Origin of the sequence: Xylanibacter ruminicola 23, from assembly GCF_000025925.1 — a bacterium.
GTDB classification, from domain to species: domain Bacteria; phylum Bacteroidota; class Bacteroidia; order Bacteroidales; family Bacteroidaceae; genus Prevotella; species Prevotella ruminicola.
Map to the genome: position 1 here is coordinate 1,157,573 of NC_014033.1, position 26,194 is coordinate 1,183,766.

Consider the following 26,194-nt stretch of genomic DNA (forward strand, 5'->3'; position numbering starts at 1 on the left):
ATGTTTAATGTTTAATATTTAATGTTTAACGTTTCCTAAACTTTTCGCTCTTAACAAAACTGAAATCTGAAATCTGAAACACATACTTTCTGCTTTTCCAGATTCTTATCATTTTGATGGCCCTACTTGCATCCATGCCTTGCTTTTGGCGCATGCGCTTTGCATCGTCTAATGTAAACTCATCTGGCAACAGCTCCAGCAGATTTCGAGGGCCACGGGTTCCCATGCGCTCGCCTTCTTGGTTGGCTCTTTCAATATCTTCACCAAAGAACTGCATTTTGCACCATAGATCGTACTGCAGGCTCCAACGGACAAAATCTTCAATCGTCTTTTCCCATTGGCAGCCATTGGCCACATACAGCACACAGGCCTTTAACCAAGCTATTACGATGGCACGATGCGACAGGTTCCAATACGTTTCATCCTGCGACAATCGGGCAAATTCAGCGCACTCCTCCTGTAGCTTTTTAGCCAGTTTGAATGCCTGCGGACAATCCACCACGCCATGAGCCGACACAAGGTTGTCGATATACGTTTTCAGTTCAGCATCAAACGCCTCGTCGTATTTGCCGTAAATGGGCTGCTCTGCTCCAATCTCCATCTCTGGGATGGTACAGAAATTGATTCGGCTGATAGGACCATCAGTAAGTACTCGACTGAAGAAGCGACGACCTTTTTGGATAGTAGTACAGGCGTTCCAGTTGAATCTACACTTAGGTCTGGCTGTTACACTCTGGGTACCGATACGTGTTTGTCCGAACTCAGCACCAGGGTCGAAAGCCAAGCACATCAGTTGGAAATGCTGCTTGCCAGTCTGACCTTTCAGCTGCTCAAACAAGTCAATCTCGTTCAGCTTTACATACACAAAGTGGCCTTCAGCCTCGTCCATACGGGTAACCAATGCGGGCTTGGTCATATCGGGATCAATCTCTTGTATCACCAGTCCTTCTGGTCGCACCTGTTTATCCTTATTAGCACCCTTCTTTTGGCAATCCTTTTTCCACTCGGCCTCTCTTCGGGTGTTCTCGGCATCGCGGGCTTTAATATCGGCCATGATATGACGGATAGGCTCATCTATACAGCCTTTACCTGCGCCCGTATGCGCCATCAAGCAGTTCATCAGCGTGGCCTCATGCTTCACGTAATCGGTGTACTCAAACTCTACCTCTTTCAAGTGTGTGCCAAGCGATGGAAACACCGCATGCGCCACCGCAGCTTTGTATTGGTTGGGGGTATTCTTGGTAAGTAGTTTAATCAGTTTCGGCAGTTTTGCTGGCATCTCAGGAGGAATAGGAGCAGAACGATCACTCACTTCTGCTTCTTTATCATCCCCCAGTCTCCTACTCTTCGTAAATATTGCCTCTTCATCCTTATTCAGTTTTCGTTCAGGATTGTAATACTTGGCATAAAAATCACTCAGGCATTTCTGTACATTCGCATCGGCCCAATGTTCGGGCATCAGTTCCGCCAAAGCTCCGTTTGCCTCCTCCTTACTTAATAACTGGTTACAGCCACTCAGGAATATCTTCACCGCATTATGCCTACCACCAATATCCGTAAAGTCCGATTTCTCCAGTCCCTTAGCCTTCAGCACCGCCTCCATCACAAACCTCACCCTCTCATCAATTGGTTTATTTTGCAACGGACTACAGGACTTTGCTGTGACCAGGGACTGGTCCCTGTCGCAGGATGTGACTGGGCCCTGTCCCTCGTCACGGCTCTCGCGGCTATTCTCGCGGCCATCATCCGTTGCTAAATCATCTTCCCAAGGCTTATAGTGCTTCCTCGCCTTTTTAGCCCCAGCCGGCACCTGCTCCTCACCTTTACGCTCACGGTTTTTCAATCGGACGTATTCCGCCTCGCACTCCTCAACCGTCATGGGTTCATCAAACAGCTCGTCGTTGAGAAAAAGTAAATCATTTTCATCACCACTTGTTGAGTAAACCACCCTTTGCAAATCATGCACATTAGTATCCATCTCAATCTGCAGAATGGTCGCAATGCGCACCTGGTTCTCAAGAATAGTATAGCCAGGCTGGCGCTTACAAACCAAATGATATCCTCCACTCGCACTCTTCTCCAGCAGCATCAAGCCTATCTCATCTTTCTTGGCCAGTATCTGCTGTGCCATTGCCGCACTTTGGTCGGCATCATAGCAATCCACATCGTGAAAAAAGTAGCTACCAATGCTCTTGCAACCAGCCAAAGCCGAGCTATTCAGTACACCGATATTGTAGGCAAACTGCACCAATTGCGCCTTAGCTTTCTCATCGCCTTTGCGCGCTTTGACTAAGTTCTCCAGATTCTCCTTGGTGTTTCTGAGCGCCAAGAAATCTTCACGATTCTTTACCAGATAAGCAAACTTCTTACCCTTATTAACTATGCGGTAAATCATTTACTAAATCCTTTCTTTTGCAGGTGTTTAATGATGGGGCAAATACCCTTTCGCAGGATGGTTGGTAACTGGGCGCGCAGTTCGTTAGGTACCACAAATGTTACGCGATCGTTGCCATCAGCACCAAACGACAAACTGGCGTAATCTCCTTTAAATTCAGGCTTATGGCGTAATCGTTTGGTTCTCACAAACTCAAATGATCCGTTGGTCAACAATTGACCTAATCCACGACCACGAAAAGCCTCCACTTGTCCTATACTCGGATTATCTGGCAGGAACTGCACATAATCCATTTCCAAATCACTCTTTGTAACGGCCATCATGCCGTTAACAGTTACGGTCTTGTTTAATTTGTTACTTGTTTTCATTTTGTTTTTGAGTTTTAAAGCGAGAAGAAGTTTCGGATTCCTTGGCCATTTACTCGAGAATATCCTCCTCACGTCAACTCAAATAACTAGTAAAATATGAAATAAGGAATGTTTTAATCTTTTAATCGTTTCTTTAGTACGCTTGCCTAAGCAAGAATCTTTAATGTTTAATCTTTAATGTTTAATGTTCAACGTTTAATCTTGCAAATCTCGTTCGCAACAACGTCCATAAACGCTTGTCCATTGTACTCGCGAGTTTGGAATCGCAAATCAGCAACCACCAGTTCGTTCTCAGCAAACTCTATGGTGGCCAGGTTACCAAGTGTTGTAACCACATAGCTGTTAGCATATTTGCCACCAAGTTCCTGTAACACTAAGGTTCGCTTGTTCAGCACACCATTCTCACTTTTCTCACTCTGCACGGTAGTCATCACTCCGCACTTTTTTACTCTTAAAATCATTGTGTTCATAATTCTTTTACTTTTTAAGTTGTTAAACAAATTGTTACATTTTATCATTTTTACATTTTTAAAATTCCAAATAAATGCTTCCGTATTTAGCTTGGAACTCTTTTCTGATTTCCTCGATACTTTTTCGAGTAATGCGATATCCGCGATCATACGCTTGCTGCTCCTCAGCTCTCACGTTAGCCAGATACAGCAGATATTCTTTTCGTTTAATCCCAGCCATGACCGTTTTCAATCAGGTTAGTTATAAAATCGCGACCTTTCTCAGTCCAAACCAGATAGGTTTCGTATTTCAGCTTGCCTTTCAGCGAGTAACTCACATTCAATCGATCGGCCGTCAGCCCTAACCCTTCGTACTTGGGTAGTAGTCGGTACTGTCCGCATCGCCATCGTTGAATCTTCATGTCAACCAGAAACGAGTTCAGGTCGTGCGCTGTCATGTTGTAAACGGCAGCAATCTCCGAAACCGTCAAGCAGCCGTCGCTCTCCTCGTTCACCTCATCCAGCTGCTCGCCTACTATCTCTTCCGACTCGTGCAGCACCTCTTGCTTGGTGGTAAGCAATCGCATCGACTGGTGTTGTGCCAGTCGTTCCATTTCCAACTGTTCCCATCGCAGCACCAACTTTGCTCGCATCTCATCGTCATACTTAGTGGCGACATAGAGACACTCGGTTTTGGTGAGCGAATAGCATGGCTTTAAACGTCCACGCAAATCCTTATACTCAATGAGTCCAAACTTGGACCCATTAACTTTTTCCCACGCAGGCTCCATACTTCTAATGTCGCGCAATACGTGATTGTGTTGTTTCCCGCAAATCTCCGCTATTTCCAGCGACGTCATGTGCTGCTGGTTATACTGAGCATGCATGCGGGTTGTAAAACTTGAAGTTGTTTTTGAAATTGTAATTGTATTCATAATCTTTAAAATTTTAAATTGTTATTGTTTAATAATGTACGTGCGCCTCTGTGCGCACATGTGCGTATATATACGCCATTTTATCGCCCTCCGCCGTTCGGAAGGTGAATGTTGTACCAGCATGTCAAAGATCACGTCGGCAAAGGTAGAGTTCAACTATTCAACTCAAAAATTAATTTCAGTTGAGTTTTCAGTTGAACGGACAAAAATGCCCGCAAACGCCTTTGTTTACAGGCACGAAAAAAACAAAAAAAAATTCTACCAACATTCCAGTTGAATGCCAGTAGAACTTTTCAGTTGAATTTTAAGGCTTAAATCAGTCTTTCACATAGTTGACAATCCAGTCAGCAATATCCCCTTTCTTACCCCTACCCATATACACGGCAAAGGTTTTACTATCTGTGTTATCATCGCCCACGATAGCCGATGCAATACCCAAGTCGCTGCCTTGTATTACGCCAGCCCTTTTCAGACCATACACTACAGCAGCCTTCAGTTGGGGCCGCTTGCTGGCTATTTGCCATTCGTCAGCTATAACGCTACCTATCTTCGATTTCATCAGACTGCTCACCAGCTCATCACGCCACATGGTAGAATATTTCTCCTTATCAACCGAAACCGCATCAAACCAATCCTGCTGCAGCATTCGGCTGATGGTATTATAAGGTGCAAACAGGGTTGTATTCTCCAACGTTCCTGTTTGTGTAGGTTGTAGCACATTTACAAGTTCTGGGTTCAATCGGGCCATCTCCTTGTGTATCAGGTACAGCTTCATGTCGAGTTCAAAGATGGCTTGCAGCTGCGTATCGCTAAAGTCGTAGTAATGATTTTGGATGTATTTCCCGTATTTCTTGTAGTCGATAATAAGTATGGTGTCGTTCCAATGTATAAACTGCCGCCACTGGGCACATGCTACACAAAAATCGTCACTCATCACAAAATCATAAGGCAGAAATCCCTTCAGATAGTCGAGCCTAACCTCGTTCAATTCTTTCTGCGACGGCACAGGCGCAAAATTCATAATACCTTTTGTTAGCGATTCGGCTACCACTTTGGCCTGCAGTTCTCTCAGTTTGTCGATGGTTACACACAGGTTCTCGTACCGCCATTTCTCAAATCTCTTCGATATCGCATCGCCGCTGTAGTTCTGCTTTTTGGCAAAATAGAATTTCTCAAACATGGCAGAATCGCAATGCATCAACGCTTTCTCAGCCTCAGCCAATAGCGTTTTCAGGTCTTCGATGTAGCATTTCAGACTCTCGTAAAAGCTTTCACCTTCCATGTCGCTACAGATTCTTTCACACCACAGCCAGAACAATTCTTCGCGACGCAACCCTGACGAGATGCTGAACGCCTCCATGCACTTACCACGTTTCAGGTCTTCGATATACCCCGGTAGTAACTTCACGGCACCCTTCAGTTGTCGCATAAAGAACCGAGCAACAAAGGCTCTAATTCTACTGTTTTCAATAGATACCACACAATATTGGCTGGCTATTTCCCTGGCAAGGTTGAGGTAATTTTTTAAACTTGGCAGGTAGTCAAGGGGCGCTCCGCAGCCAGCAGCCGAAGCTGCCCCAAGTTGAGCTCTTTCAAGCTCATTGTTGATAGTTTCCATCGTTTTTCAAATTAATTTAATGTTGTTTATTAGTTAAAAAATCGGCTGCAAATATAATACTTCTCCAGTAATCAAAAGCAAAAATATTAATCTTTTTTATTCGCGAGCGCCACTAAATTTTTAGCGTATTTCCTTGGTTTTTCCAATAGATTCACTATATTACAACAGTTACCTGCTGCGAGTCGCAGCACCCCACCAAAAACCGCCCACATTTTGTAAATAAAACGTAGAAAAACCCCTCCACAAAAAATTTTTCACCCAAATCCCAAATTGCAAACTCCGACCTTACAAAATCGCCCTAAAATTCAAACAAGGTGGTCGCATTTTGCAGTAACTTTAGGATATTTTTTAGTTTTTCTATCAAAAAAATGCTTTTTTATTTGGAAATTCAGAAAATAGTTGTAAATTTGCAACCAACAAGCTTACCCCGCTTCCCGTAGAACAGCGCGCTTAGGGTGAGCCTTTTTTATTATTTAATCATGAACAAAGTACCATATCCCAAACATATTCAGACGTTTGCTAATCAAATTAGCATTCTTAAGCAGCGTGGTTTGTCTATAAACGACGAAGAGGAAACAGAAAAATGGCTCCGTAAAGTCAGTTACTATCGCATGAGCGGTTACTGGTATCCACTTTTGGAAGATAGACAGAATCACATCTTTAAACCAGGTAGCACTTTTGAGCAGGCAAAGATGCTTTATGAATTCGATAGCCATCTGCGTCGTATAGTGCTCTCTGCTATTGAGCGTATCGAAATTGCTATTCGCACCCAAATGGCCTACGTTATGTCTCAAGCTCATGATGGTTACTGGTTTACTGATGTCGATCTATTTACAAATTCGTCACAGCATGCCAAGACGCTTGCCAGTATTCACGATGAGTTTCACCGTAGTGACGAACAGTTTGTAAAGTCGTTCAGACGAAAATACAGCAATCCATTGCCTCCCAGTTGGATAACACTCGAAATCACATCATTTGGAACAATGTCTATCCTTTATCAGAATCTTAAACCTGGACGTTCTAAGCGTGATGTGGCAGCCGCCTTTGGAGTTAGCGATACAGTATTCGTCTCATGGCTCCACACTTTGGTTTACGTCCGTAACATCTGTGCCCATCACGCACGCCTTTGGAACAGAACTTTGGGTGTGCGCCCCCTGATGCCACGTCAACCTCGTAACACCTTTATTCCGCAACCAGCCTCAGGAACACAACGTACCTATTTCGTACTTGCCATCATCCGCTATTGGCTCAACCTTATCGAGCCATCCAACAAGTTGCCACAAGATCTTATTCAACTTTTTTCTCTCTATCCAAGTGTTTACCCCGGTGCTCTCGGATTCCCCCAATCTTGGCAGCAGGAAGCTTTGTGGAAGTAGTTGACTAATAATAGCTGCCGTTTCATTATAGAATCAAAATAATGCAGTTAATACAAATAATCTCCGAGAAAACAAACTTTTCTCCAATAGTTTCATTTAATGACAATCATCATTCGATCAATAAGTTCACTCAAAAGCCTTAATGACCTCTTCGTATTTCTTTATCCAGTAGGCCCCTCGTTGTTCCTGAAGACTCAACAATAACGACTTATTAAACACCTTGCCTTTCGTTTCATCCAAAGGTTTTTCTAAATGGATAAGCCAATATGTATTGTCGCGTGTGGGTTTATAGTCAGAAGTATGTGATGCCATTTCTGCAACTTGCTCTCGAGTTCTAACCTGCGGTTTCAAACCTGATATACGGCATAGTTGTGCTTTCTTCGAATCCTTTCCCAGAAACGCCAATACATATTCTGCACCAAGCAACTTTGGCATTGATAACACCTTACTAATGGGCAATATATAGTTTTTTGATTTTTCAAACCACTCCCATTGCTCATCAGAACCAATTCGGCCAACAAGCACATGATGAGGTTGTTCTGCTTGGATTGCACCATTGAAGTCAACCAGCACCATTTCTTTATATGCCTGGCAAATCTCTTTATTTTCTAATTCCTCACGACGTTTAGCAGCAAGTTCAAGAAAAGATTTTTCTATATCAATGCCCAGATACTTTCTACCAAGTAACGATGCAGCGACGCCTGTTGTACCACTTCCATTAAATGGATCTAACACCCAGTCACCTTCTTTTGTGGATGCCATAATGATTCGAGCCAATAAACTCAAAGGCTTCTGTGTAGGATGCTTTCCACACGATTTTTCCCATTTTGATACAGCTGGCATTCGCCACACATCAGTCATCTGTTTGCCGTCGTTCAACTGTCGCATCAGTTCATAGTTGTAACGATGCTGTGCCTTTTTCGATTTCTTGGCCCAAATAATGTACTCTGCAGAATGCTTGAATACTCGATGAGAAACGTTATCAGGTGGATCTGTCTTATTCCACGTCACCACATTAAGAATCTTAAACCCCAGTTCAGATAACTGCTCCGCTACAGAAAAGATGTTATGGTGTGTACCGCTAATCCAAATGGTACCATTATCCTTCAACTTATCTTTACAGGCTGATAACCATTTGTGATTAAACTCATCGATATATTCTGACGAAGGCGCTTTGTCCCACGCACCTTTATCCACGCATACGACCTTACCATTACTTACACTAATACCACCATTACTCAGAAAGTAAGGAGGATCGGCAAATATCATATCAAACTTAAAGTCGAACGCATTAAGCACCGACACACAATCACCCTCAACGAGGGTAAAATCTTTATTGGTTGAACGGTAATATGGTATGATTGTAGTCATTATTGTTTTGATATTATTTCTGATAGTTTGCTATTAATCTCCTCATCGCTTCGTTTGAATATAGTCGCAAGAACTTCTACAGAACATTGTTTCTCTTCATACAAAGTCTTCAGCAATTCCAAATCCTTTTCAGACCATTGGTTATTGTTCTTACCAATTTCCCTATGAGAACCAACTATAAGCTGCATTTCGTCTGTTCCTTCAGAGAAATTACGTTCTTTCTGCACTCCCATTGGTGATTGTCCAGAACCGCTTCTACGAGTTGTAATATGTGAATCACCTTTGAAACACTTTTCCCAATCACGTTCTGAATTAGGAAGACCAAATTGAAAATGCAAACCGACATTATCCAAGATTAGGCAAATACTTTTTCCTGCAGTTGGACGCAACCCACGCCCCACCTGTTGTAAATACTTTACTAGCGATTTTGTAGGGCGAGCTAATTGTATAAACTCAATATCAGGACAATCAAATCCTTCCGAGAAAATATCCACATTAACAATTATATCTATCAATCCCTTTTTGAATCGGTCAACATAGAGTTTGCGTTCATCTTTAGGAGTTTTGCTATCTATTCGCACAATATTTATACCTGCTTCACGATATTCCTGGCAGATATGGTCACTATGTTTTCTGCTAATAGAATAGATAATACCTTTCTTGCCCTTGGCATATTTAAGATAGCTATCCAATAATTGTGCTCGGATTCGAGTCGTGTCTATTTTTTTCTCCAGCGCAGAAATTTTATAATCACCTTCTACATCAAATTCAGTGATAGAATTTATCTCCTTTTGGATTTCGCTGTTTATACTAATTGAGTAATAATCATATGGTGCTAACCATCCCGCATCAATAAAACTTTGTATAGATTGTGAAATGATGATTCTATCAAATACTCTTTCAAAGCCACCATTATTCATTCGCCAAGGAGTAGCGGTAACGCCTAATTTCTTGGCATTTGGATACATATCCCAAAGTTTTTTATAAGAATTGGCTACGCAATGATGAGCCTCATCTACGATAATATAGTTGACATTCAAGTCACCGGCAACATCTAAATTGTTACGATGTGTAATAGTTTGTACTGATGCCACTTGTACAGGGTATCTCAAATCGCGTTGCTTTCCTCCTGCAATTATGCCATGTGAAACTTTGTATCGTTCCAAATTCTCACTAATTTGATCAATCAGTTCTATGCGATGTGCAATGATCAGAATCTTAACATCCTCATCATTTTGTACACCCCAAGTTTTTATATCACTGATGATAGATGAGAACAGACGAGTTTTACCGGTACCAGTTGGCATCTGAAACATAACTGCGTCACACTCGTCCCATGCTAAGAAGATAGCCTCCTTTGCTTGTTGCTGATAGGGACGCAGCGAATTATCTATTCTCGAAATATCCTTGTAGTTCATTCTGCATCAATGAAGTTAGCCAAATGAGTATTGATGAGTTCCAAACGATTCAAATCTGAACGTGTTAATGCAGAAGATTTCTTTCCCTTCGGCTCGCTAATTAGCGTCATCCAATTAAGTTTGTCTTTCTTGGATTTGAATGCAAGCCCGATGTTAATAGCGAATACTTCTTCGAACTCCTGATAGCTAAAATTTTTATCAATCACGTCGCGGTATTCGGATACCTCCAAGTAATCTTTCCAATCATATTCAGACAGGTCGAAATCATCGTTGTCACCATATTCCTTTATTATTCTACCTTCAACAGAATTCTTTAGAACAGCCACGTTGTTCAACCATTTAGCACCATACACCATTTCTAACCTAGCAAAGAGAAGCGTTCTAAGCTGTTTTCTTATATCAGCTTTACGATCTGCGCCTTCTTGCTGTAAAGATTGGTCTTGTGTTTCTTTCCATTCTACCAATTCTTCTGGTGCATATTCGGGGAACTTTTTATTGATTATATTCTGATAAGAACGAAGCCAAAAAGTATCGGCACCTTGTCCCAACACTCCTTTAATAATACGATTATCTTCATCAGAAAGATTGTTGAGACTATTAGCCAAATGTTGAATGTACGGTTCTATTGCTGCGATTCTATCAGGAATAGACGATTGTGGATTTATTGCGTTTATCTTGATAAGATATGTATGCAGAGATCCTAATAGTGCAATAAATGCAAAAGTGGCACGGTTAGAGAAAAGGTAGTCTTGTTTCACTTCTTCAGTCATAATAGAGTCAGCTATAGCATAGCCTCCATCAATGAACTTTGTGATTCTTGCACGAGAATCCTTCATCGCCTTATCTATATCCGTCTCGTTTGTATTGTAAATGCAGACATCCGTATCACCTGTCCATTGAGTTGATGTCGCTTTAGGTATTAACCCAGATCGACCTAATGCTGTGTCAAACGGTTTGAATGCCAACAATGAGGAGTCCTCTCCTACTGAAATCTTATTATATAGAACATGATTTGAATTGGCAGCCAACGCTTTTATGCAGGATGAACGTAATGCTTTCATTCTAGAGTCCAAACGGGATGATTTCCAATAAAGATCTTCTTCTAAGTCTAAGCGAAGACTCGGACTTACAGCTTTCTGGTTCTCGTTAATCTCCATAAATATTTTTAACTGTTCTTCCGATTCCATACTTTCAAAAGCCACCACGGGAATTGTGCTATCCTCTTTATGCAGAGACTGGGCATATCCATATACACGATGCTGACCATCAATGATATAGGCAATACCATAGGCGTTTGGAATGCGGAGGAATCCAAATTCAGATTGAGAGTCTTTCTGAGCCTTAATGGGGGTAAACTTTACTTTCAAATCCTCCTTTACGGCACTAAAATTGATAATAATGGAATTTGGGAAATAACCACCACCATCAATAAACTTAGTAATACCTTTCAGACGTGAAGGTACAAGAAGGCGCTGATAGGTCGGTGCCATCGAATCGTTAACACGTGTTCTATGTAACACAAATCCTATTTTTAGCAATGTACTGGGTTCTATGGAGAATATATAATAGTTACGTTCTCCCATTTTACCTCTCAATACAGGTATCTTTATAACCTCATCGTTGATCAGTTCATCCTTAAACATCAAACCATAGAACTGGTAGATAACAGATTCCTTGTATGACTTGATAAGGTTATTGATGTAATTAAAAGAATTATCATTCAGATGGAATATTCCTGCATTAGCCATACGAGCTATATCTTCATCGTTTACGCGATAATTGCGTGATGCGAACAGAAATTTTACACGTTTATCTTTTCCATATATTTGTTGCAATGTTTTAGCAACGCCATCCATATACAACTCCATTTTGTTGAGTTCCGTTTTAAAACTATGGCTTACTGCTGTTTGAGCAGCCTTACATTCTACAACAAATATAGCATCATCTCCTACGGCAACAACATCAAGTTGCAGAGTATCTTCTTTGTTAGCCCCCCATTGAACCACGAGTTTTTCGTCACCATTTAAGATGCGGAATCCAAGTTTATAGAACATACACCACACATCATCTTCAAACTGCACACCATGATCCTTTTTGCGAGTCATCGTTGTTTTGCGGGCAGAAGAACGCACTACAGAATAACCCATCTTCTCGTAGTCTTCAACTTCATTGTGAGGCCTACTGATAGTATCAAACTCTGTGTTCTTTGCCTTGAATTTAATTTTCAAAGCATCTTCCTCGCACATCATATGCGACTTGATTTTTTCCACTTGTAGTTCTGTCAGATGTTCCATATCATTAATATTTTGTATTCATTTCTTCAATAATCCTCCTACACCATTTCACAATATTATCAGATCTCCTCTCATATACAGTCTCACTATATCCGGGGTAGTATTCTTTTGTTAGTTCCAATGCAAATGTCGAATGGTCTTCGTTAGGAAGTACATAGATTCTTGCAAAAATTTGTCCCATCAACTCATCTGATATTATTCTCGCATATATGCGTTCTGATATCTCTGCGGGATTGTTAGTAAATATATCTACAGCAAGAGTAGTTTTGCTCCAATCGTCATTAATTAGGTCAAGATATTTACAAGCATTTGTGTAGTAATCAGCTTGACGGAGTGTAAAACCGCAATAATCAGCCAGTTCCTGCTTACTACATCCAGGATGCATATAGATATACATAAAGGTATCTACCACCAAATCCAAATTATTTGCTTGAATTAAAACCTTTCCCATAGCTTAATACCTTCTGATGACGACTTCGGTTTGCTTCTTTCGTTTTTCAGGATCTGCATTGATGAATCTCGTAGCGAGTACCCGATTAAGATTATACCCTTCGTATAGGTTTTCAAAATACGAATCTCCATTATCAGTTTTACTATCAGAATTACTTAACATTATCAGGCAATTCCGATTATAAAGCCTATCGCAGAACACTTTCAATTCTTTCTGTTGTCTGTCATCAAACGGCTCGTTCGTATATTCCTTAAAAGACGATGTTTCGTTCAAAGGACGATAAGGAGGATCGAAATATACAAAGTTTGAATTATTTCTGCTGAGGTTATGACTTACTTGTTTATAATCTCCTGGCTTGCGAATCACCAAATCAACAGAATTAAGAAGCTGGTGATCGGCCATTATCAGTTCTTCGTTGCAGATGACGGGCTTCCTGTAACGTCCGTATGGAACATTGAATCTCCCTGCCGCGTTTACTCTGTGTAGCCCGTTAAAACATGTATGATTTAAGAATATGAATAACGCAGCCCTTTCGTCAGGATGTATTCCTTCGCTATTATACTGATCGCGATAGAAATAATACAAATCTCTTCTTTCTAGGAAATCCACTCTAAAGTAGTTATCTTCAATATTCCTCAATCTATCAATAAGTGTTTGAGGCTCGTTGGTAACCAATTGATAACAACGGATAAGATCTGCATTGATATCATTGATAACGGCCCGCTTGATACACTTATGGCGTTGCAGCATGTGAAATAGCATTGCGCCACCACCAACGAAGGGTTCTATGTAAGTTACATTTTCAAGATCGTCGAAATCAGTTGGGAGTAGTGCTTCCAACTGCTGAAGGAGATTTCCTTTTCCGCCTGCCCATTTTACGAAAGGCTTGGGCGTGATGGCCTTTTTCTTTACTACCGTGTTTTGAGGCATCGGTCAGTTTATGTTCTGACTGATACCCGTTAGTCAGAGGGTTCATAGCTATTCAACGACAATATATACGAAAAAAACGGGGTATCCTCATCTGCCGTTCCCCATTTAGGCCGTCGGAAGCCCTCTCAAAAGAACAACAGAGTCTGAATACCCACGCTGGCCAATATACAATGCACCCAAAAGTGTGCGTGAGGGTATTAGCTACCCTCGCAGCACACTCCGGGATGTATATACAACCCGTCAGCATCCATCTCCGCTTTTGTCTTGATTTGAGATTTGAATTTCCGACGTTCAAATGGTCAAAACAAAGCATCAATGACGCTTAATCCGTAATGTCGTGTCTCAACCCACTATCCCGAAGGCGTGAGTACTGACGTTGCAAAAGTACAAAAAGTTTATGAGATTCCATCCAATTAAACAGAAAATATGCAATTTAATATGAATTTTGCTTTAAAAAGTGTGTCTATACATTACCAAATACTCCCATCTACCATTTTCAGACCTTCGTACAAGTTCACGACCTGCTTGTAGTTTAGAAACTTGACTCGATTTTCGATAGGTGAAAACATGGATACGTGCAACTTGTCTTCATATTCTTTCTTACGGCTTGAATCTGCTACAATGAAGAAACCGGCATTGAAATCCTGAAGCTCGTAAAACTTGGTTAATGAGTTCTTGATGTCAGTTGTATGTTCAACCTCGTAAAAATCGGATGGCATATTGCGTTCGTTAAACCAAATAACATCTATCGTACGTGCTCTACGCTTCAAATCATCATAAGTAAAGTCAGGTAGTTCAGTGGTATCCGTTATCTCTCCTAGCCTCTTATCAATAAAGAGCTTATTCTGATCTTGCGCTGGTACGTATGTTGTATGGTGGCGGAATTTACCGATCTCAACAAGCAATCCCTGATAGTAACCATGACTGAATTGTTCCACGCTTTTTTTGTTTCCTAGCTGTAAATCAAAATGCTGTAATACAACATCGCGCATTTCTTCTAAGGCCCAAAGACCGGGCTGTATTTTGAAAATCTTCGGGCTGTTTTGAACGATACGACGAATAGAAGCATCTGGAGTCTTTGTGCCCCATGTCGTGAAGTCCACAAGTTCGTTAAGTCTTCGTAGTGTAGCATAGCCTCCTGCATCACGAAGCACTTCAATTACTTGCTGTTCCTGGGTAATACTCCTCATTTCAATAATGCTTGCTATTTCGATTTACTCTAGGCGAAAGGCTATTGTATGTCTCAACACCGCCAGTACCTGATTTGTATATGATGGTATCAATAAAGTACAGATGGTCCTCATCGTCAATGAGCAACAATGTTACTTTTTAGACTAATCAGCTGGAAAGATTACCAAGCCGTTGCTCTCGCAAGTTCCTCAATCTTCTTAAGGCCCCCTCACGTGGTAGCGGATGCGCTTTCCAATATGCAACCTTTGCCATCTTGATAGCGTTCATTTTCTTGTGATAATCGTTCAGAACTACATCCATTCATCTATTAATTAGAAATTATCGCAGCAAATATACATCTTTTTGGGATAGAATCCAATTATTTTCATGTTTTTCTTTAGAAAAGTCCAAAAATATTTGGAATAAAATAAAAACAATCCTATATTTGCTACAAAGAATAAGTATTTAGAGAAAAATGGGAATAAAGAAGGTTACGTACGAGGAAGCATTAGCACGCATTAAGCGTTCGCTTGAAATCAGGCGGAACGTTGAACGACGTATGGCTGATGAATGGGAAAATATGGGGTTAAAAGGTACTGTCGAGTCCCTATGATTTTTTCTGCTCACATAGGGTATAATTCCCTTATGGTTTCGGCAGCTGTAGCTTCGTTATATTGGTATATATCCATTAACAACAGTTTGGCACATTCGCGCCAGGCAAATTTTCTTACTCCCATACGTGCAGCAATCTCGCGCGCAACCTTAACAAGTTCCTTAAATGGATCAAAATCTTTATCATTTTCGTCTAAGCCATGCAGATAACGTAAAATAGACGCGTGGGATTCACGGCCGAGTTTAGTCCAAAAATCGGAATCGTAAATAGTAGCGATGCCCATCTGCATAAAAATCTTGCTAAAGGTCATACTTAGTTTCAAACCTCTAGTCTGGAAACTTGTATCTACACCCAGCGACTCCAACTTATCAATCTTATCATAAAAAGCCTTGGCTACATCTTTTATATCGCCACAATTATTTAAACGGCGTTCGGTAACCTCAAGCGGTTCAAAACGGGTAAGATCACCAAGCGAGCGAACATGTTCGGTGCGGGCTGCTTGTGCCTTAGATAGCTGAGCATCTGTAAGGATGGTACGAACCTCGAAGACATTCTCTTTTCCCGACCGACGAATACCATGACCAGTACAATCGGTTGTGATACGGACCGTGATGCGTTCTACACCATTTTCATCGGGCTCCATCGGACTAACAGTGAACGATCTTGTTGAAGTAATAAATTTCATCAAGAGCTCGTTCTTATCGCCACTCACCCCCATACGCTCGGCATAACGCTGAAAAAAATGAGGGGTAAAAATGAGAACACAATTCATGTCGCCACCATGAATCAGTTCGTTAAAACCTACCATGAAAACACCAATAGAGCTGGCTGTTTCGAAATAACAAAAACAATTAGGCATGCAATTAGAAGCCAAGCTATCAGGATAGTAAAAGGCATTTTCGAAGCATATCCAACGATTGCCTTCTGACGAAGTGTAATAGACTGGCTTAGAGAGCATTGGACGCTGAGAATAAGCACACTTACGCAGCAAATCGTCGCGCATGGCTTCATAACGTTTTTCGCCACCGAACTGTTTAATCATCCAGTATTTAGCTTTTTCGTATTCTTTGGCCAAGGTGGCCCACATAACGTCTGATGGAGTATTTAAATTTATCATTTCATTTATTCAGTTTGTTAAGCGGGGCAAAAGTACAAAAAAGTTTTGAAAAAAATACAAGAATGGGGCTAAAAATATGCAATATAAAAGAAAAAAGTCCCAAAATATTTGGAACTTATTGAAATTGTTCTTGCTTTTTAGCAAGCGGCAGAGCCGATCGCTTATCTTTGCTACAAAAAAGACACCTTCATGGTGTCTTATTTTGTAAGCTTATCAAATACCGATTTACCTAAATCTGTTAGTACCCATTCGCCATCCTTGCGGCCACCTTTTCGAGTGAGAATGCCACTTGTTTGCAATTTTTCAATATCACGTTTAATAGTTCTAATCACCACACCTGTCTTTTGTGACATTTCAGATATTGTTATTGATGCGTTTGTATATATCATTTGCAATATAACCAATTGTCTTTCAGACAGTTCCTTGGTGACATCTTTGGTGACATCTTTGGTGACATCTTTTACGCCAACTTCCTCCTCAGCATTGGCATAAATGATGGTTTGGAACTGAGTGGGAGTAGATTTGAATACAGGTTTCAATTCGTCCCTGTAGCCCTCCAGCGCTTTTGTTTCGTTGCAGATTCGGGTTAATCCGCTTCCACGTTTCTCCATGTAGTCGAGCTGGGCCATCACATTGGCAAGAATGGGGTTGCGGCGCTCGGAAGACACATCAGCAATATTCAGATTCTGAATTAGCATGCCGTTATACATACCGCCAGGCGAGGTTACAACAATGCGATCGTCGTAAATATCCAGATGTACCTCGGACCCCATCACGGTATAATCACGATGTATAAAGTGGTTTACCATTGCCTCTAACACGGCACGCTCGGCATACTCGGGTTTGTTTTTGCGACCATCAGGCAGTTTCTCCCAGCCACGCTTGGTGTTAGATTTCACAAAGTTCATAGCCTCATTAAGCAATAGCAGTACGTTGCCGGTGTACTCAGCATCGTTAATGGCATCGCCCTTCTCCTTGCCATCCCATCGTGTACAATACAGACGCGACTGCGACATCGGACTGTAATCGGCAAACAATGCACCTGCATTAGTAAGCTGACCTTCTTCAGTTACAAGTCCGAAAGATAGGAGATACTTTTTATCCCATTCCTGACCGGTTCGCTTTTTAAAAGTATTAGCCAAGAAAGCAAAAGAGTTGTCCTCAACTTTATAGTCGGTAAGCAGCGAGTCGTAAGTCCTGTTGGTACCTTTCAAAACCAAACGTAGCATCTGTTCGGAGGTGGCTGGCAGGCTCTCGTCGCCCACACGTATAAAGGCAATGCGCTGACCATCACCCACGTAGTAGTATGGTGTGTAATTACCGGACTTTACCTTCAGCTGTAGTACATACATCCCGTCTATCCTATGCGGAATCATTTCTACATCTGGCAAAGGATCCATATAGTCGCGAATCTTGCAACTGATAGCTTCGCACACATGCTGCACATCGGCTAGTCCTACTACGATGCCCTCATTATTTACACCATAGAACAGACTACCACCCATGCCATTGGCAAAAGCGCTTACACTCTTAAGCCAGCTTTTAGGTTTGCTTTCCTCGAGTGCAACTTTATAGTCGTAAGCTGTACATTCAGCTATCAGTTCTTGTATAGTCGTCATTTTCAGTTCATTATTTTTAGTCTTTGCTTGCAAAGGTACAAAAAGTTTTGGGAAAAAATACAATATTAAGGCTAAAAATTCAATATACAAGAAAAAAGGACGGAGAAAACGATAACATTCTCCGCCCCATATGTTGCATTGTTATAGATTTACCAGTCGGACAACCCGTATATATAGCCTTCATATTTTTTTGCGAGATGATCTTTCATCAACTGTGGTTGTATTAGCTTTTATAATCGGTAAATCCCCAATGGACTGTACACTGGCATTAAAAAATGAAACAAAGAAGAACTGAGCAAGAAAAATAATCACTTCACGAAAGAAAAATTTCAGTAATTTCAGTTTCAGTTTTGTTAGTGAGCAAGATGCATATTTGCAAAAAATCAACCTATTTAATATAACTATTATATATATTACAATATATATAATAGTTAATCTTTGTATTGAGTTTTAACAGCACATAAAAGAAACTGAAACTGAAATACTGAAACCGCTAAGTAGCCGAGTGTACAAATTAACAATTCATTAACAGTTGATATTTTTATATATGACGAAAATTTCGTACCTTTGCATTGTCAAGATGAAGATGGAGATGAGGCTCCCACACGAGGAAAAAGATTCTCCCACGTGCACTAAGAAAATCTACCTCACGTGAGCGCAAAACCAACATCGGAGTTGAGACATTAAACATTAAAGATTAAACATTAAAAATTATTTTTACAACAACACAAAAACAAAATTAGAATTATGGCATTGAAAGTTAAAGCACAGGAAAAGTTGCAGAAGATTGGCAAGTATGAGGGCACTTATCGCTACATCATGATGCCGGAGTTGTACACCTCACTCTCTCAGGAAAAGGTGATTAAGGAGGCTGCCCTGCGCAGCGGAGTTAGCAAAGGCATTATGCAGGCCTGCTGGGATGCTGCTGGCGAGGTGATTAAGGCTTGGGCCACAGAGGGTCACTCGGTTGCGCTGCCAGGTTTGGGAACCATGCGATTCGGTATCCGCGCCAAGAGTGTGGCCAAGGTTGATGAGGTGAAAGCGGGACTGGTAACCAGTCGTCGAATCATCTTCACCCCAGCGGTGGATCTGAAGGAGGAGCTGGCAGGCACAGCCATCCAGATTACCTGCTACGACCGCGATGGTAAGGAGATTAAGCGTGTGACCAGTACCGACCCAGGTACGGTTGAGGATCCCGACGAGCCAAGCAATGGCGGTGGCAATACCGGTGGAAACACTGGTGGTAATACCGGTGGCGGCAATACCGGTGGCGGCGGAAATCATAACGAGCCGATTGGAGACTAAGGGCTTGGGGCTTAGGCCCCACCCTTCCTATTAAACATTAAACATTAAACATGAAACATTAAGAGATTATGAGTAAGAAAGAGACATTAAAGTTCATCGTGCAGATGATTGCATCGATCGCTACGGCGATAGTAACGGCACTGGGCACCACGAGCTGCGTTGCAACAATGTAAAAATGCAACAATGTAAGAATGTAAAAAACCTCAGGTTTCTTTGCGAAGCCTGAGGGTTTTTGTATTCCTGATAAGGTAAATGCATTATTCGATAGCAAAATGCATCTCTACGGGACTGTTATTGCATGGCAGCTGTTTGTTGAGTTTGATCCAGCGGCTCCAGCCGGTAGCCTTGTCGAATGACAACTGCTCGTAGGTATCTGCCAATGTGGATGGCCAGGTGGTTACTTCTGGCTCTGCTACGCCACTCTTGTAAGTTTCAAGTTTGCCGTCGGCATGGTAAATTTTGTGTCCTTTCAGAATCTCAGGTTTTTCCCTATCATAGTCGTAAAAATAGTAGTTACCCTCTACGCCTAACATGATGCTGCAATCTACCGACAGACCTTTGTTCATCAGGAAATCGCTGCAATACTGACTTACCAGACAGTTGTTGAAAGCTGTTCCTATCTCGAGAGCGAAATGATCATCGTAAACGTCGGGCAGTGCATCTACTATGCTCTTGGCGTAATCTACCAGATCGTAGCCCGGACGCTCGTTGTTAACCTTGAAGGCGTATTTGGTGATGGTATCAATCTTTGCCTTATGGCTTTCGTCGGCGTAAGCGGCCACGAGTTTATCGGTAAACTCCTTGAACTTTGCACCAAAGGCATCGAGGGCGCTGGTGCGGGTAACGGTCATGTCGTGATAGTCCCACTTGGAATCTGTACTTCCCTGTGCAGCTTGTTGGGCAGCATCCTTGTCCCACTTATCGACGCTGGCTTTGTTGAAGTTCTTCAGGGCTGTTTCTATGTCGCCAGTGTTCTTTGCCAGCTCGTCGATTAGTACCGAATAGCTGCCGCCAGCTCCAGGCACTGTGAATGATGACAGGATAAAGTAGTTGGCAAGTTCCTTGAGTTCGAACTGATACTCGATGGTATTCATGAGGCAGGCATCGAGATAAATCACGTCCATGTGAGCATTAGCACGACCGATGGCATACTTTAATGACGATGCGGTGAAGTGTTCGTTAGGGGTGTGGCTTTGGTCGTAAAGCACGCCTCTGGTTTGTGACGGCGCATTAAATGGCAGGTCGTCGTGTGGCTGATAGCCGCCACCATGGTCGCTCACAATCAGGATGTAGTGCTTGGCAGGACAGGCTTTGGTGGCCCAGTTGATGAAGTTGGTGAGCGAATCGACATTGGCCACGTAGTTGTCCTTGGGGCCATAAATATACTCCTTGTTCAACAGAACATTTTCATCGGGGGCATTTACGGTATTGTCGACGACGAAACGTACGGTCTGCAGTTCCATATCCTTAATAGCCTTTACGGTCTCGTCGGGCAGTTTTTCGTTAAGCATGTCGAACCAATACTTCTGCATATCTTCGGCCGACGAGTACTTGTACTGGCAGGCTATCTTTACCTTACCGTAGCTTTCGGACTTGGCTTTGTAGAAATCCATCATGTTGCCTAAGATACCAATGTCGAGATTGCGACCTCCATAACCATATAACAGGATGGCATACTCGGTTTGCCCTGATGGACGGTCGGAACCAGCAGAATTATCATCATTTACACAAGCGGTCATCACCGTCATAGTCATTACGCAGCAAAGAACGGCTGCAAGGGTTAATAGGTACTTTTTAGTCATAATCATAAAAGGTTAGTTAAACTTATTTTTCTTCGTTTGAAATCAAGTGTACATCGCACTGAGGGAAGGCGATGGTGATGCCCGCGGCGTTGAGGGCCTCGTAGATCACCTCCTTGGCACGATCACGATAACCAATCTGCTCGGCCACCAACACATACTGTTTCACATTGATGTCAACAGCACTGTCGCTCATATTTCCCACAACCACATAAACACCGTACTTGGGATCCACAATATCCCGTCCGTATTTATCTTTGGTACACATCTTCTGCATCGCCTCAACCAACACCTCACGCACATGCTGCACCGAGGTTCCGTAAGCCACACCCACGGTGATAATCGTCAACTCATACGAGTTGTTACGCGTCAGGTTGTTGAAGTTCTTACCAAACAGCGACGAGTTGAGGAACGACATCTCCGTGCCCTCGATAGTCTCGGCCTGCACACACTGGTAATTGATGGCCGTTACCTTACCACGGATACCATCGCACTCTATCCAGTCGCCTACACGCAGTCGTCCACCCATCAGCTGTATGCCGTAAATAAAGTTGTTGATCACATCCTTGAGCGCCAGACCGACACCAGCCGACAGACCTCCCGCTATCAGTCCTAACGACCCCGTAGGAATCTGCCATTCCGTGATAACCACCAAAGCAAACACCATCCAGATAAACACACTGATGATACTGTTGCCCAACGACAGGTTGATTTCGTTCGGACGGATGGAATCACGGTTATGCTTGCGCATAAAAGTAACGTAACGGGCATACTGCCAGATGGCGTGTACGGCCCTGCTGATGTAACGCAAGACGTAGAAGAGTATCAGCAGATAGATGATACTCTGGGCCGATATGCTCAATGTCTCCACATCGTTCATGTCGGTGAGATGGATAAACGGTCGTTCGTAGAAGCGTACAAACAGATCGTCGAAGTCGAAGATGCCTAACGACAGGCGCACACACAACGGCAACGAGAGCAGCACAATGCAGGGGATGGCCACCTGACGGATCAGGTCGTAGAACCACGTAGCACCAAACAACAGCTGTTCGCGGTCGTCGCCCGATACGTAGGTGATACGATTGCGCAGACTGTCAACCCGCTTGTCGATCCAGCGTTCCTTGTAGCGGCTCATCAGGTCGCGTATGCACACCACGGTGAGCCAGGCTGCCAACAGGAAATACCACCACACCAGGATGAGCAATGCCACAAAGGTATAGCCCATAAACGCGAACCCAAAGGACACCAGATAAACGGCCAATGCCCACCAGCCCAAGGTGCGGTCGATTGATGTGGCCTTACTGCCCAACCAGATACAGCAGCACAACTGCCAGATAACAATTAGCAGCAGGATGGGTGGAAACAGCAGCACCATCAGCTTGTCGGGCATAAAGGTGATACGGCACGAGATAATCATCAGCACCACCAGGAAGGTGGCCGAATAGAGCATGATGCCCTGTCGGAACTGCTCGGGCCTTACGCGCAGCAACAACGAGCCCGTGATGGCAATCAGCAGCCACAGGAAGGTGTTGATATGCGCCACACCCAGATTGATATATTCGTCGCCATACAGCGAGAATCCGAACACCACGAAGTAAATAAAGGTGCCTAGCAGTATCGAGATGATAGACAGCTTGCGCTTCGGCACATAGCGCTTCAGCCTTGTATAACGGTAGAGCAGCCATAGTACGAGCAGGGCCAACGCCCAGAACAATACCAGTCCCACCAGCTGTACGATACATACGACGACCAGCATGGTATTCTCGGCCTTACTCGAAAAGTGTTGTAAGAACGCGATATCATCCTCGTCGTCGTTATCCAAATCGCTTTCATCCATCCCGTCGCTCAGTTCCTTCAGGCTGTACTGTCCCCGCAAGTCAACTTTGGTTTTATTCCAATAATAACCAGGGTTGGCCATAATGTCCAAAAACGGCGTCTGTCCGTCCACAAAGATATAGCGTTCCAGTGCCTGATAGCGCTGCTCGGCATAGTCGTAGGTCTCCTTCAGTCGCAGGTATGCCTCCTGATAGTGCGTACTGTCGGCCACTATGGTAGCACGGTTACTGGCGTTCATCTTCAGTATCTCTGACACGAAGAAGATACACGAGTCGCGATATGCCTCGCCTATCGAATCCAGCACAAAGGGGGCAGATAGCGAATCCTTGAAGGCTATCCTGATAACCTCTTTTTCCAGCAATGAGAGCGAGTCGGAAAGATGCACATCGAGCGAGTCGTTACGGTACAACAAGCTGTCGGGCAGTATCTCCATCTCTATCTCCTTCATCATCGGCGGCAGTCGTCGCAGGGCCTCAATCAGTCGGGCATTGCGGTCAATCTCGTAGTTCAAACCGTTCACAATCCGGTCGTACGGGCGTCGGTCTTTACTGAAGTCCTTGTAGTTGGCCGTCACCTTCTTCAGCGCGTAGGCCAGATCGAACGTCATCTCCTGTTCCTGGGTGTAGAGCAGGATCGAGAGCTCGTTCGACTCGGTAATCACGTTGATCATCCGCTTATGCTGACGATCAAAATCCTCGTTAAAGCGCTTCTGCGCATCCGAGCGCTGCATAAAGGTTGCCTGCAACTCCGTACAAAGGTCTTTCAGCGTGTTGGTCAACGACCTTCCGCTCACAACAGCCATCAGCGGCAGCGAGCACACGCACAGAGCTAGAATGATTGTGAACAGTTGTTTTTTCATTGTCAGAGATATTATTCTAATTTACCGCCTCCAGTTATTAGTATCACGCCGCAAATATAAAGAATTAATTCTAAAGTTCCAAGTTTTTGTGGATAAAAATATTGCTGCCAGGAGCTGATGCCTGACATCAAATAAAACATCACCGCTTAAGGGCGGTGATGATATTCTGGATGAGTTGGGGTGAGTTATAGGGGGTGGCAGAGTTGATGCCTCGGACGACTGCATACGAGAAGTTATCGGCCATGCACTCCTCGGGAGAGATGACATATTCGGTGTTGTGGCCTACAACAGTCCAGAAGTCGCTGGCTTCGGTGACATCGTAAACCTTGCTCATATCGTCGAGTGGCACAAGGCCTGGCTTTACAAATTGGAAGAATACAATCTGGTTGCCCTTTTCGGCGCTGGCTTCGGCCCATGATTTATCGTAAAGCAGTATGAGCTCGCAGCGGCGCTTGGTGCCGTTGATAGTAAAATAGGCATAGTTGTCGAGGTGCTCAACATCGGGGTTGATACCCATGCGCTGTGTGATGGCATCGGGGAACGTGATGTCGTGATCCATGACCGTAAAGCCTATCAGGGCATACATCTTCTGACGGAATGCTGGTGAGTTGCGTGTTACGCAGTGGAACAACTCGTGGGCCACCAACTCGGTAAAACGCATCAATGCAATCTTATTTTTTTCGGCTGTTCTTTCGGCATTAGGCAGGCACATGCCCAAATACGTCTCGTTCAGGAATATGATGTTCTTGATGGTATATCCTGCCGAACCGCCTTCTTCGGCCTGGGTGGTTTTGGCGAATACGATTTCGGAGGGTACGGGCAGTTGGCAGCCGATGCTGTTCAGGCTGTCGGTAATCATACCTACGATGGTAGCCATAAATTCACGTTCGGCATCGGTCCAGTCGCGTGTCTGCTGCCAGGCCATCGTCTGCAGTTCGGCGAGTGTACTACCCTCTTTTCTTACTCGCCAGTCGATATCCATCTGATTCATCTTGGCGTAGTATTCGGTGTTGCTCTGCATCAGTTTACGTGTCTCGTCGGCCGAGGCTAAGCGGTAGTTAATGTTGGTACCCTCAGCAAACACATGGGTGCTGTAGATACTAAGGATGGCGACTAACGCCGATTTAAAAATCTTATTCATATTTATTATGGTTATAAAATTAATTTGCGTGCAAAAATAGTAAAAAAAGTTGGAATGATGTCATGTTATTACGATTTTTTGTATCTTTGCAGGCAAAAATTAGATTAGTAGTATTAACAAGACATAAGTTATGAAAAAGGTATTATTTGCAGCGGCTATCATGATGGCTGCAGGGGCTAAGGCCCAACAGGTTAACTACACCATCAGTGGTGTGAGTAAGGATAATGGCGCCAAGGTGGTAGTGATTGACGCTCAGGCGCGTAAGATGGAGAACGCTACGGTTGAGAACGGCAAGTTCAGCATTAGCGGTTCGGCCGAGAAGAATGCGTTGCTGATAATCAGAAACAGCAGCGTTAGCTGGATGATGCCCATTATCAACGATGGTACACCTATCACTGTGAACCTGAACGACACTACCGTAACTGGATCGGCCCAGAACGAGCGACTGGTGCGCTACGATATCGACATGAATGCGGCCTACGGCAAACTGGGTGTAAAGGCTGGCCTGGAGAAGATTTATACCGACGAGGTGAACACCATGATTCCTGTGGCTTTTGTGGAGCAGTATCTGGAGGAATTCGGACTGGAGAAGCTGCAGAAGACGATGGCTACCAAGCCTGTTTGGGCTAATCACCCCGCCGTGCAGAGTGCTATCAAGGAGTATGAGTTTGAGCAGGCCGACAGAGCCAAGAAGGCTGCCTACATTGGTAAGCAGTTTACCGACCTGGAGGAGCCCGATACCGACGGCAACATGCACAAACTGAGCGAGTACGTAGGCAAAGGCAAATGGGTGCTGGTAGATTTCTGGGCTTCGTGGTGCGCTCCTTGTCGCGCTGAGATGCCTAACGTGGTAAAGGCTTACGAGAAGTATCACGATAAGGGATTTGACATCGTAGGACTCTCGTTCGACAACAGAAAGGAGCCTTGGGTAAAGGCTATCACCGACCTGAAGATGCCTTGGACACATCTGTCGGACCTGAAGGGCTGGAAGACTGTGGCTTCGGGACTGTACGAGGTGAACAGCATTCCTGATAACCTGCTGATCGACCCACAGGGTAAGATTGTGGCTCGCGGCTTGCGTGCACAGGGACTGCAGGACAAACTGAAGGAGATTTTTGGCGAATAAAAAC

The 26,194-nt window shown here is 43.5% G+C and carries 19 protein-coding genes and 1 pseudogene; 4 read left to right on the forward strand and 16 right to left on the reverse strand.

What is annotated here, in order from left to right:
- Positions 1 to 25 precede the first annotated feature (25 nt).
- The 5 genes from PRU_RS15225 to PRU_RS05190 all read right to left on the reverse strand — a co-directional run bounded on the left by PRU_RS15225 (position 26) and on the right by PRU_RS05190 (position 5,576).
- Positions 26 to 2,395: a hypothetical protein gene (locus PRU_RS15225; protein ID WP_013064363.1), complete on the reverse strand. Its 2,370-nt coding sequence runs from the start codon at positions 2,393 to 2,395 to the stop codon at positions 26 to 28.
- Positions 2,392 to 2,763 (reverse strand): hypothetical protein, encoded by a 372-nt coding sequence (locus PRU_RS05175; protein WP_041385740.1) that lies wholly within the window; start codon positions 2,761 to 2,763, stop codon positions 2,392 to 2,394. Before PRU_RS05175 ends, PRU_RS15225 begins: the two co-directional genes overlap by 4 nt.
- A 188-nt stretch (positions 2,764 to 2,951) precedes the next feature.
- Positions 2,952 to 3,233 (reverse strand): DUF3127 domain-containing protein, encoded by a 282-nt coding sequence (locus PRU_RS05180; RefSeq protein WP_041385742.1) that lies wholly within the window; start codon positions 3,231 to 3,233, stop codon positions 2,952 to 2,954.
- Between the two features lie 206 nt (positions 3,234 to 3,439).
- On the reverse strand, positions 3,440 to 4,147 hold the full coding sequence (locus PRU_RS15230) for a Rha family transcriptional regulator (protein WP_074684086.1): 708 nt from the start codon (positions 4,145 to 4,147) through the stop codon (positions 3,440 to 3,442).
- 316 nt (positions 4,148 to 4,463) lie between these two features.
- Complete coding sequence (locus PRU_RS05190; protein WP_041385743.1) at positions 4,464 to 5,576, reverse strand: hypothetical protein; 1,113 nt, start codon at positions 5,574 to 5,576, stop codon at positions 4,464 to 4,466.
- 668 nt (positions 5,577 to 6,244) lie between these two features.
- Here PRU_RS05190 and PRU_RS05195 point away from each other — a divergent pair.
- Positions 6,245 to 7,141, forward strand: a complete 897-nt coding sequence (locus tag PRU_RS05195) for an Abi family protein (RefSeq protein WP_041386661.1) — start codon at positions 6,245 to 6,247, stop codon at positions 7,139 to 7,141.
- Positions 7,142 to 7,735: 594 nt separating this feature from the next.
- On the opposite strand, the pseudogene PRU_RS16265 reads toward PRU_RS05195, so the two are convergent.
- The 8 genes and pseudogenes from PRU_RS16265 to PRU_RS05235 form a co-directional block, all read right to left on the reverse strand.
- Positions 7,736 to 8,512 (reverse strand): annotated as a pseudogene (locus tag PRU_RS16265) (DNA-methyltransferase); the annotation flags it as partial.
- Complete coding sequence (locus tag PRU_RS05205; RefSeq protein ID WP_013063688.1) at positions 8,512 to 9,930, reverse strand: DEAD/DEAH box helicase; 1,419 nt, start codon at positions 9,928 to 9,930, stop codon at positions 8,512 to 8,514. The pseudogene PRU_RS16265 and the gene PRU_RS05205, both read right to left, overlap by 1 nt.
- Positions 9,927 to 12,224 (reverse strand): DGQHR domain-containing protein, encoded by a 2,298-nt coding sequence (locus tag PRU_RS05210; protein WP_013063457.1) that lies wholly within the window; start codon positions 12,222 to 12,224, stop codon positions 9,927 to 9,929. The genes PRU_RS05205 and PRU_RS05210 overlap by 4 nt, the downstream gene beginning before the upstream one ends.
- A gap of 4 nt (positions 12,225 to 12,228) precedes the next feature.
- On the reverse strand, positions 12,229 to 12,675 hold the full coding sequence (locus PRU_RS05215; RefSeq protein ID WP_041385745.1) for a DUF7226 domain-containing protein: 447 nt from the start codon (positions 12,673 to 12,675) through the stop codon (positions 12,229 to 12,231).
- A 3-nt stretch (positions 12,676 to 12,678) separates the two neighbouring features.
- Positions 12,679 to 13,605, reverse strand: a complete 927-nt coding sequence (locus PRU_RS05220) for a DNA adenine methylase (protein ID WP_013065616.1) — start codon at positions 13,603 to 13,605, stop codon at positions 12,679 to 12,681.
- Between the two features lie 470 nt (positions 13,606 to 14,075).
- The gene (locus tag PRU_RS05225) at positions 14,076 to 14,795 is read right to left on the reverse strand and encodes a hypothetical protein (protein ID WP_013064007.1); all 720 of its coding nucleotides are present in this window, start codon (positions 14,793 to 14,795) and stop codon (positions 14,076 to 14,078) included.
- Positions 14,796 to 15,398: 603 nt separating this feature from the next.
- Positions 15,399 to 16,505, reverse strand: a complete 1,107-nt coding sequence (locus tag PRU_RS05230) for a hypothetical protein (RefSeq protein ID WP_041385747.1) — start codon at positions 16,503 to 16,505, stop codon at positions 15,399 to 15,401.
- A gap of 197 nt (positions 16,506 to 16,702) precedes the next feature.
- Complete coding sequence (locus PRU_RS05235) at positions 16,703 to 18,124, reverse strand: ATP-binding protein (RefSeq protein ID WP_013064434.1); 1,422 nt, start codon at positions 18,122 to 18,124, stop codon at positions 16,703 to 16,705.
- Between the two features lie 747 nt (positions 18,125 to 18,871).
- Here PRU_RS05235 and PRU_RS05240 point away from each other — a divergent pair.
- Positions 18,872 to 19,429 (forward strand): HU family DNA-binding protein, encoded by a 558-nt coding sequence (locus tag PRU_RS05240; RefSeq protein WP_013064211.1) that lies wholly within the window; start codon positions 18,872 to 18,874, stop codon positions 19,427 to 19,429.
- 68 nt (positions 19,430 to 19,497) lie between these two features.
- Entirely contained in the window at positions 19,498 to 19,602 is a 105-nt protein-coding gene (locus PRU_RS16040) for a smalltalk protein (protein WP_157054591.1), read from the forward strand.
- 84 nt (positions 19,603 to 19,686) lie between these two features.
- Here PRU_RS16040 and PRU_RS05245 read toward each other — a convergent pair whose 3' ends face one another.
- The 3 genes from PRU_RS05245 to PRU_RS05255 all read right to left on the reverse strand — a co-directional run bounded on the left by PRU_RS05245 (position 19,687) and on the right by PRU_RS05255 (position 25,064).
- A complete protein-coding gene (locus PRU_RS05245) occupies positions 19,687 to 21,231 on the reverse strand; it encodes a clostripain-related cysteine peptidase (protein WP_177168151.1) in 1,545 nt (514 codons plus the stop codon).
- Between the two features lie 22 nt (positions 21,232 to 21,253).
- Positions 21,254 to 23,923, reverse strand: coding sequence for a mechanosensitive ion channel family protein (locus PRU_RS05250; protein WP_013064702.1), 2,670 nt, complete (start codon positions 23,921 to 23,923; stop codon positions 21,254 to 21,256).
- A 139-nt stretch (positions 23,924 to 24,062) separates the two neighbouring features.
- A complete protein-coding gene (locus PRU_RS05255) occupies positions 24,063 to 25,064 on the reverse strand; it encodes a hypothetical protein (protein WP_041385753.1) in 1,002 nt (333 codons plus the stop codon).
- A 130-nt stretch (positions 25,065 to 25,194) separates the two neighbouring features.
- Here PRU_RS05255 and PRU_RS05260 point away from each other — a divergent pair, with 130 nt between their 5' ends.
- On the forward strand, positions 25,195 to 26,190 hold the full coding sequence (locus PRU_RS05260; protein ID WP_013064074.1) for a TlpA disulfide reductase family protein: 996 nt from the start codon (positions 25,195 to 25,197) through the stop codon (positions 26,188 to 26,190).
- The last annotated feature ends 4 nt before the right edge of the window (positions 26,191 to 26,194 follow it).

What these genes read in the sequence shown, in the direction of transcription:
- PRU_RS05230 (WP_041385747.1), bottom strand. Translation starts at nt 16,505, where the DNA reads ATGATAAATTTAAATACTCCATCAGACGTTATGTGGGCCACCTTGGCC.
- PRU_RS05205 (WP_013063688.1), bottom strand. Translation starts at nt 9,930, where the DNA reads ATGAACTACAAGGATATTTCGAGAATAGATAATTCGCTGCGTCCCTAT.
- PRU_RS16040 (WP_157054591.1), top strand. Translation starts at nt 19,498, where the DNA reads ATGAGTAAGAAAGAGACATTAAAGTTCATCGTGCAGATGATTGCATCG.
- PRU_RS05225 (WP_013064007.1), bottom strand. Translation starts at nt 14,795, where the DNA reads ATGAGGAGTATTACCCAGGAACAGCAAGTAATTGAAGTGCTTCGTGAT.
- PRU_RS05250 (WP_013064702.1), bottom strand. Translation starts at nt 23,923, where the DNA reads ATGAAAAAACAACTGTTCACAATCATTCTAGCTCTGTGCGTGTGCTCG.
- PRU_RS05220 (WP_013065616.1), bottom strand. Translation starts at nt 13,605, where the DNA reads ATGCCTCAAAACACGGTAGTAAAGAAAAAGGCCATCACGCCCAAGCCT.
- PRU_RS15225 (WP_013064363.1), bottom strand. Translation starts at nt 2,395, where the DNA reads ATGATTTACCGCATAGTTAATAAGGGTAAGAAGTTTGCTTATCTGGTA.
- PRU_RS15230 (WP_074684086.1), bottom strand. Translation starts at nt 4,147, where the DNA reads ATGAATACAATTACAATTTCAAAAACAACTTCAAGTTTTACAACCCGC.
- PRU_RS05210 (WP_013063457.1), bottom strand. Translation starts at nt 12,224, where the DNA reads ATGGAACATCTGACAGAACTACAAGTGGAAAAAATCAAGTCGCATATG.
- PRU_RS05245 (WP_177168151.1), bottom strand. Translation starts at nt 21,231, where the DNA reads ATGACTAAAAAGTACCTATTAACCCTTGCAGCCGTTCTTTGCTGCGTA.
- PRU_RS05255 (WP_041385753.1), bottom strand. Translation starts at nt 25,064, where the DNA reads ATGAATAAGATTTTTAAATCGGCGTTAGTCGCCATCCTTAGTATCTAC.
- PRU_RS05175 (WP_041385740.1), bottom strand. Translation starts at nt 2,763, where the DNA reads ATGAAAACAAGTAACAAATTAAACAAGACCGTAACTGTTAACGGCATG.
- PRU_RS05180 (WP_041385742.1), bottom strand. Translation starts at nt 3,233, where the DNA reads ATGAACACAATGATTTTAAGAGTAAAAAAGTGCGGAGTGATGACTACC.
- PRU_RS05190 (WP_041385743.1), bottom strand. Translation starts at nt 5,576, where the DNA reads ATGCGACAACTGAAGGGTGCCGTGAAGTTACTACCGGGGTATATCGAA.
- PRU_RS05215 (WP_041385745.1), bottom strand. Translation starts at nt 12,675, where the DNA reads ATGGGAAAGGTTTTAATTCAAGCAAATAATTTGGATTTGGTGGTAGAT.
- PRU_RS05195 (WP_041386661.1), top strand. Translation starts at nt 6,245, where the DNA reads ATGAACAAAGTACCATATCCCAAACATATTCAGACGTTTGCTAATCAA.
- PRU_RS05235 (WP_013064434.1), bottom strand. Translation starts at nt 18,124, where the DNA reads ATGACGACTATACAAGAACTGATAGCTGAATGTACAGCTTACGACTAT.
- PRU_RS05240 (WP_013064211.1), top strand. Translation starts at nt 18,872, where the DNA reads ATGGCATTGAAAGTTAAAGCACAGGAAAAGTTGCAGAAGATTGGCAAG.
- PRU_RS05260 (WP_013064074.1), top strand. Translation starts at nt 25,195, where the DNA reads ATGAAAAAGGTATTATTTGCAGCGGCTATCATGATGGCTGCAGGGGCT.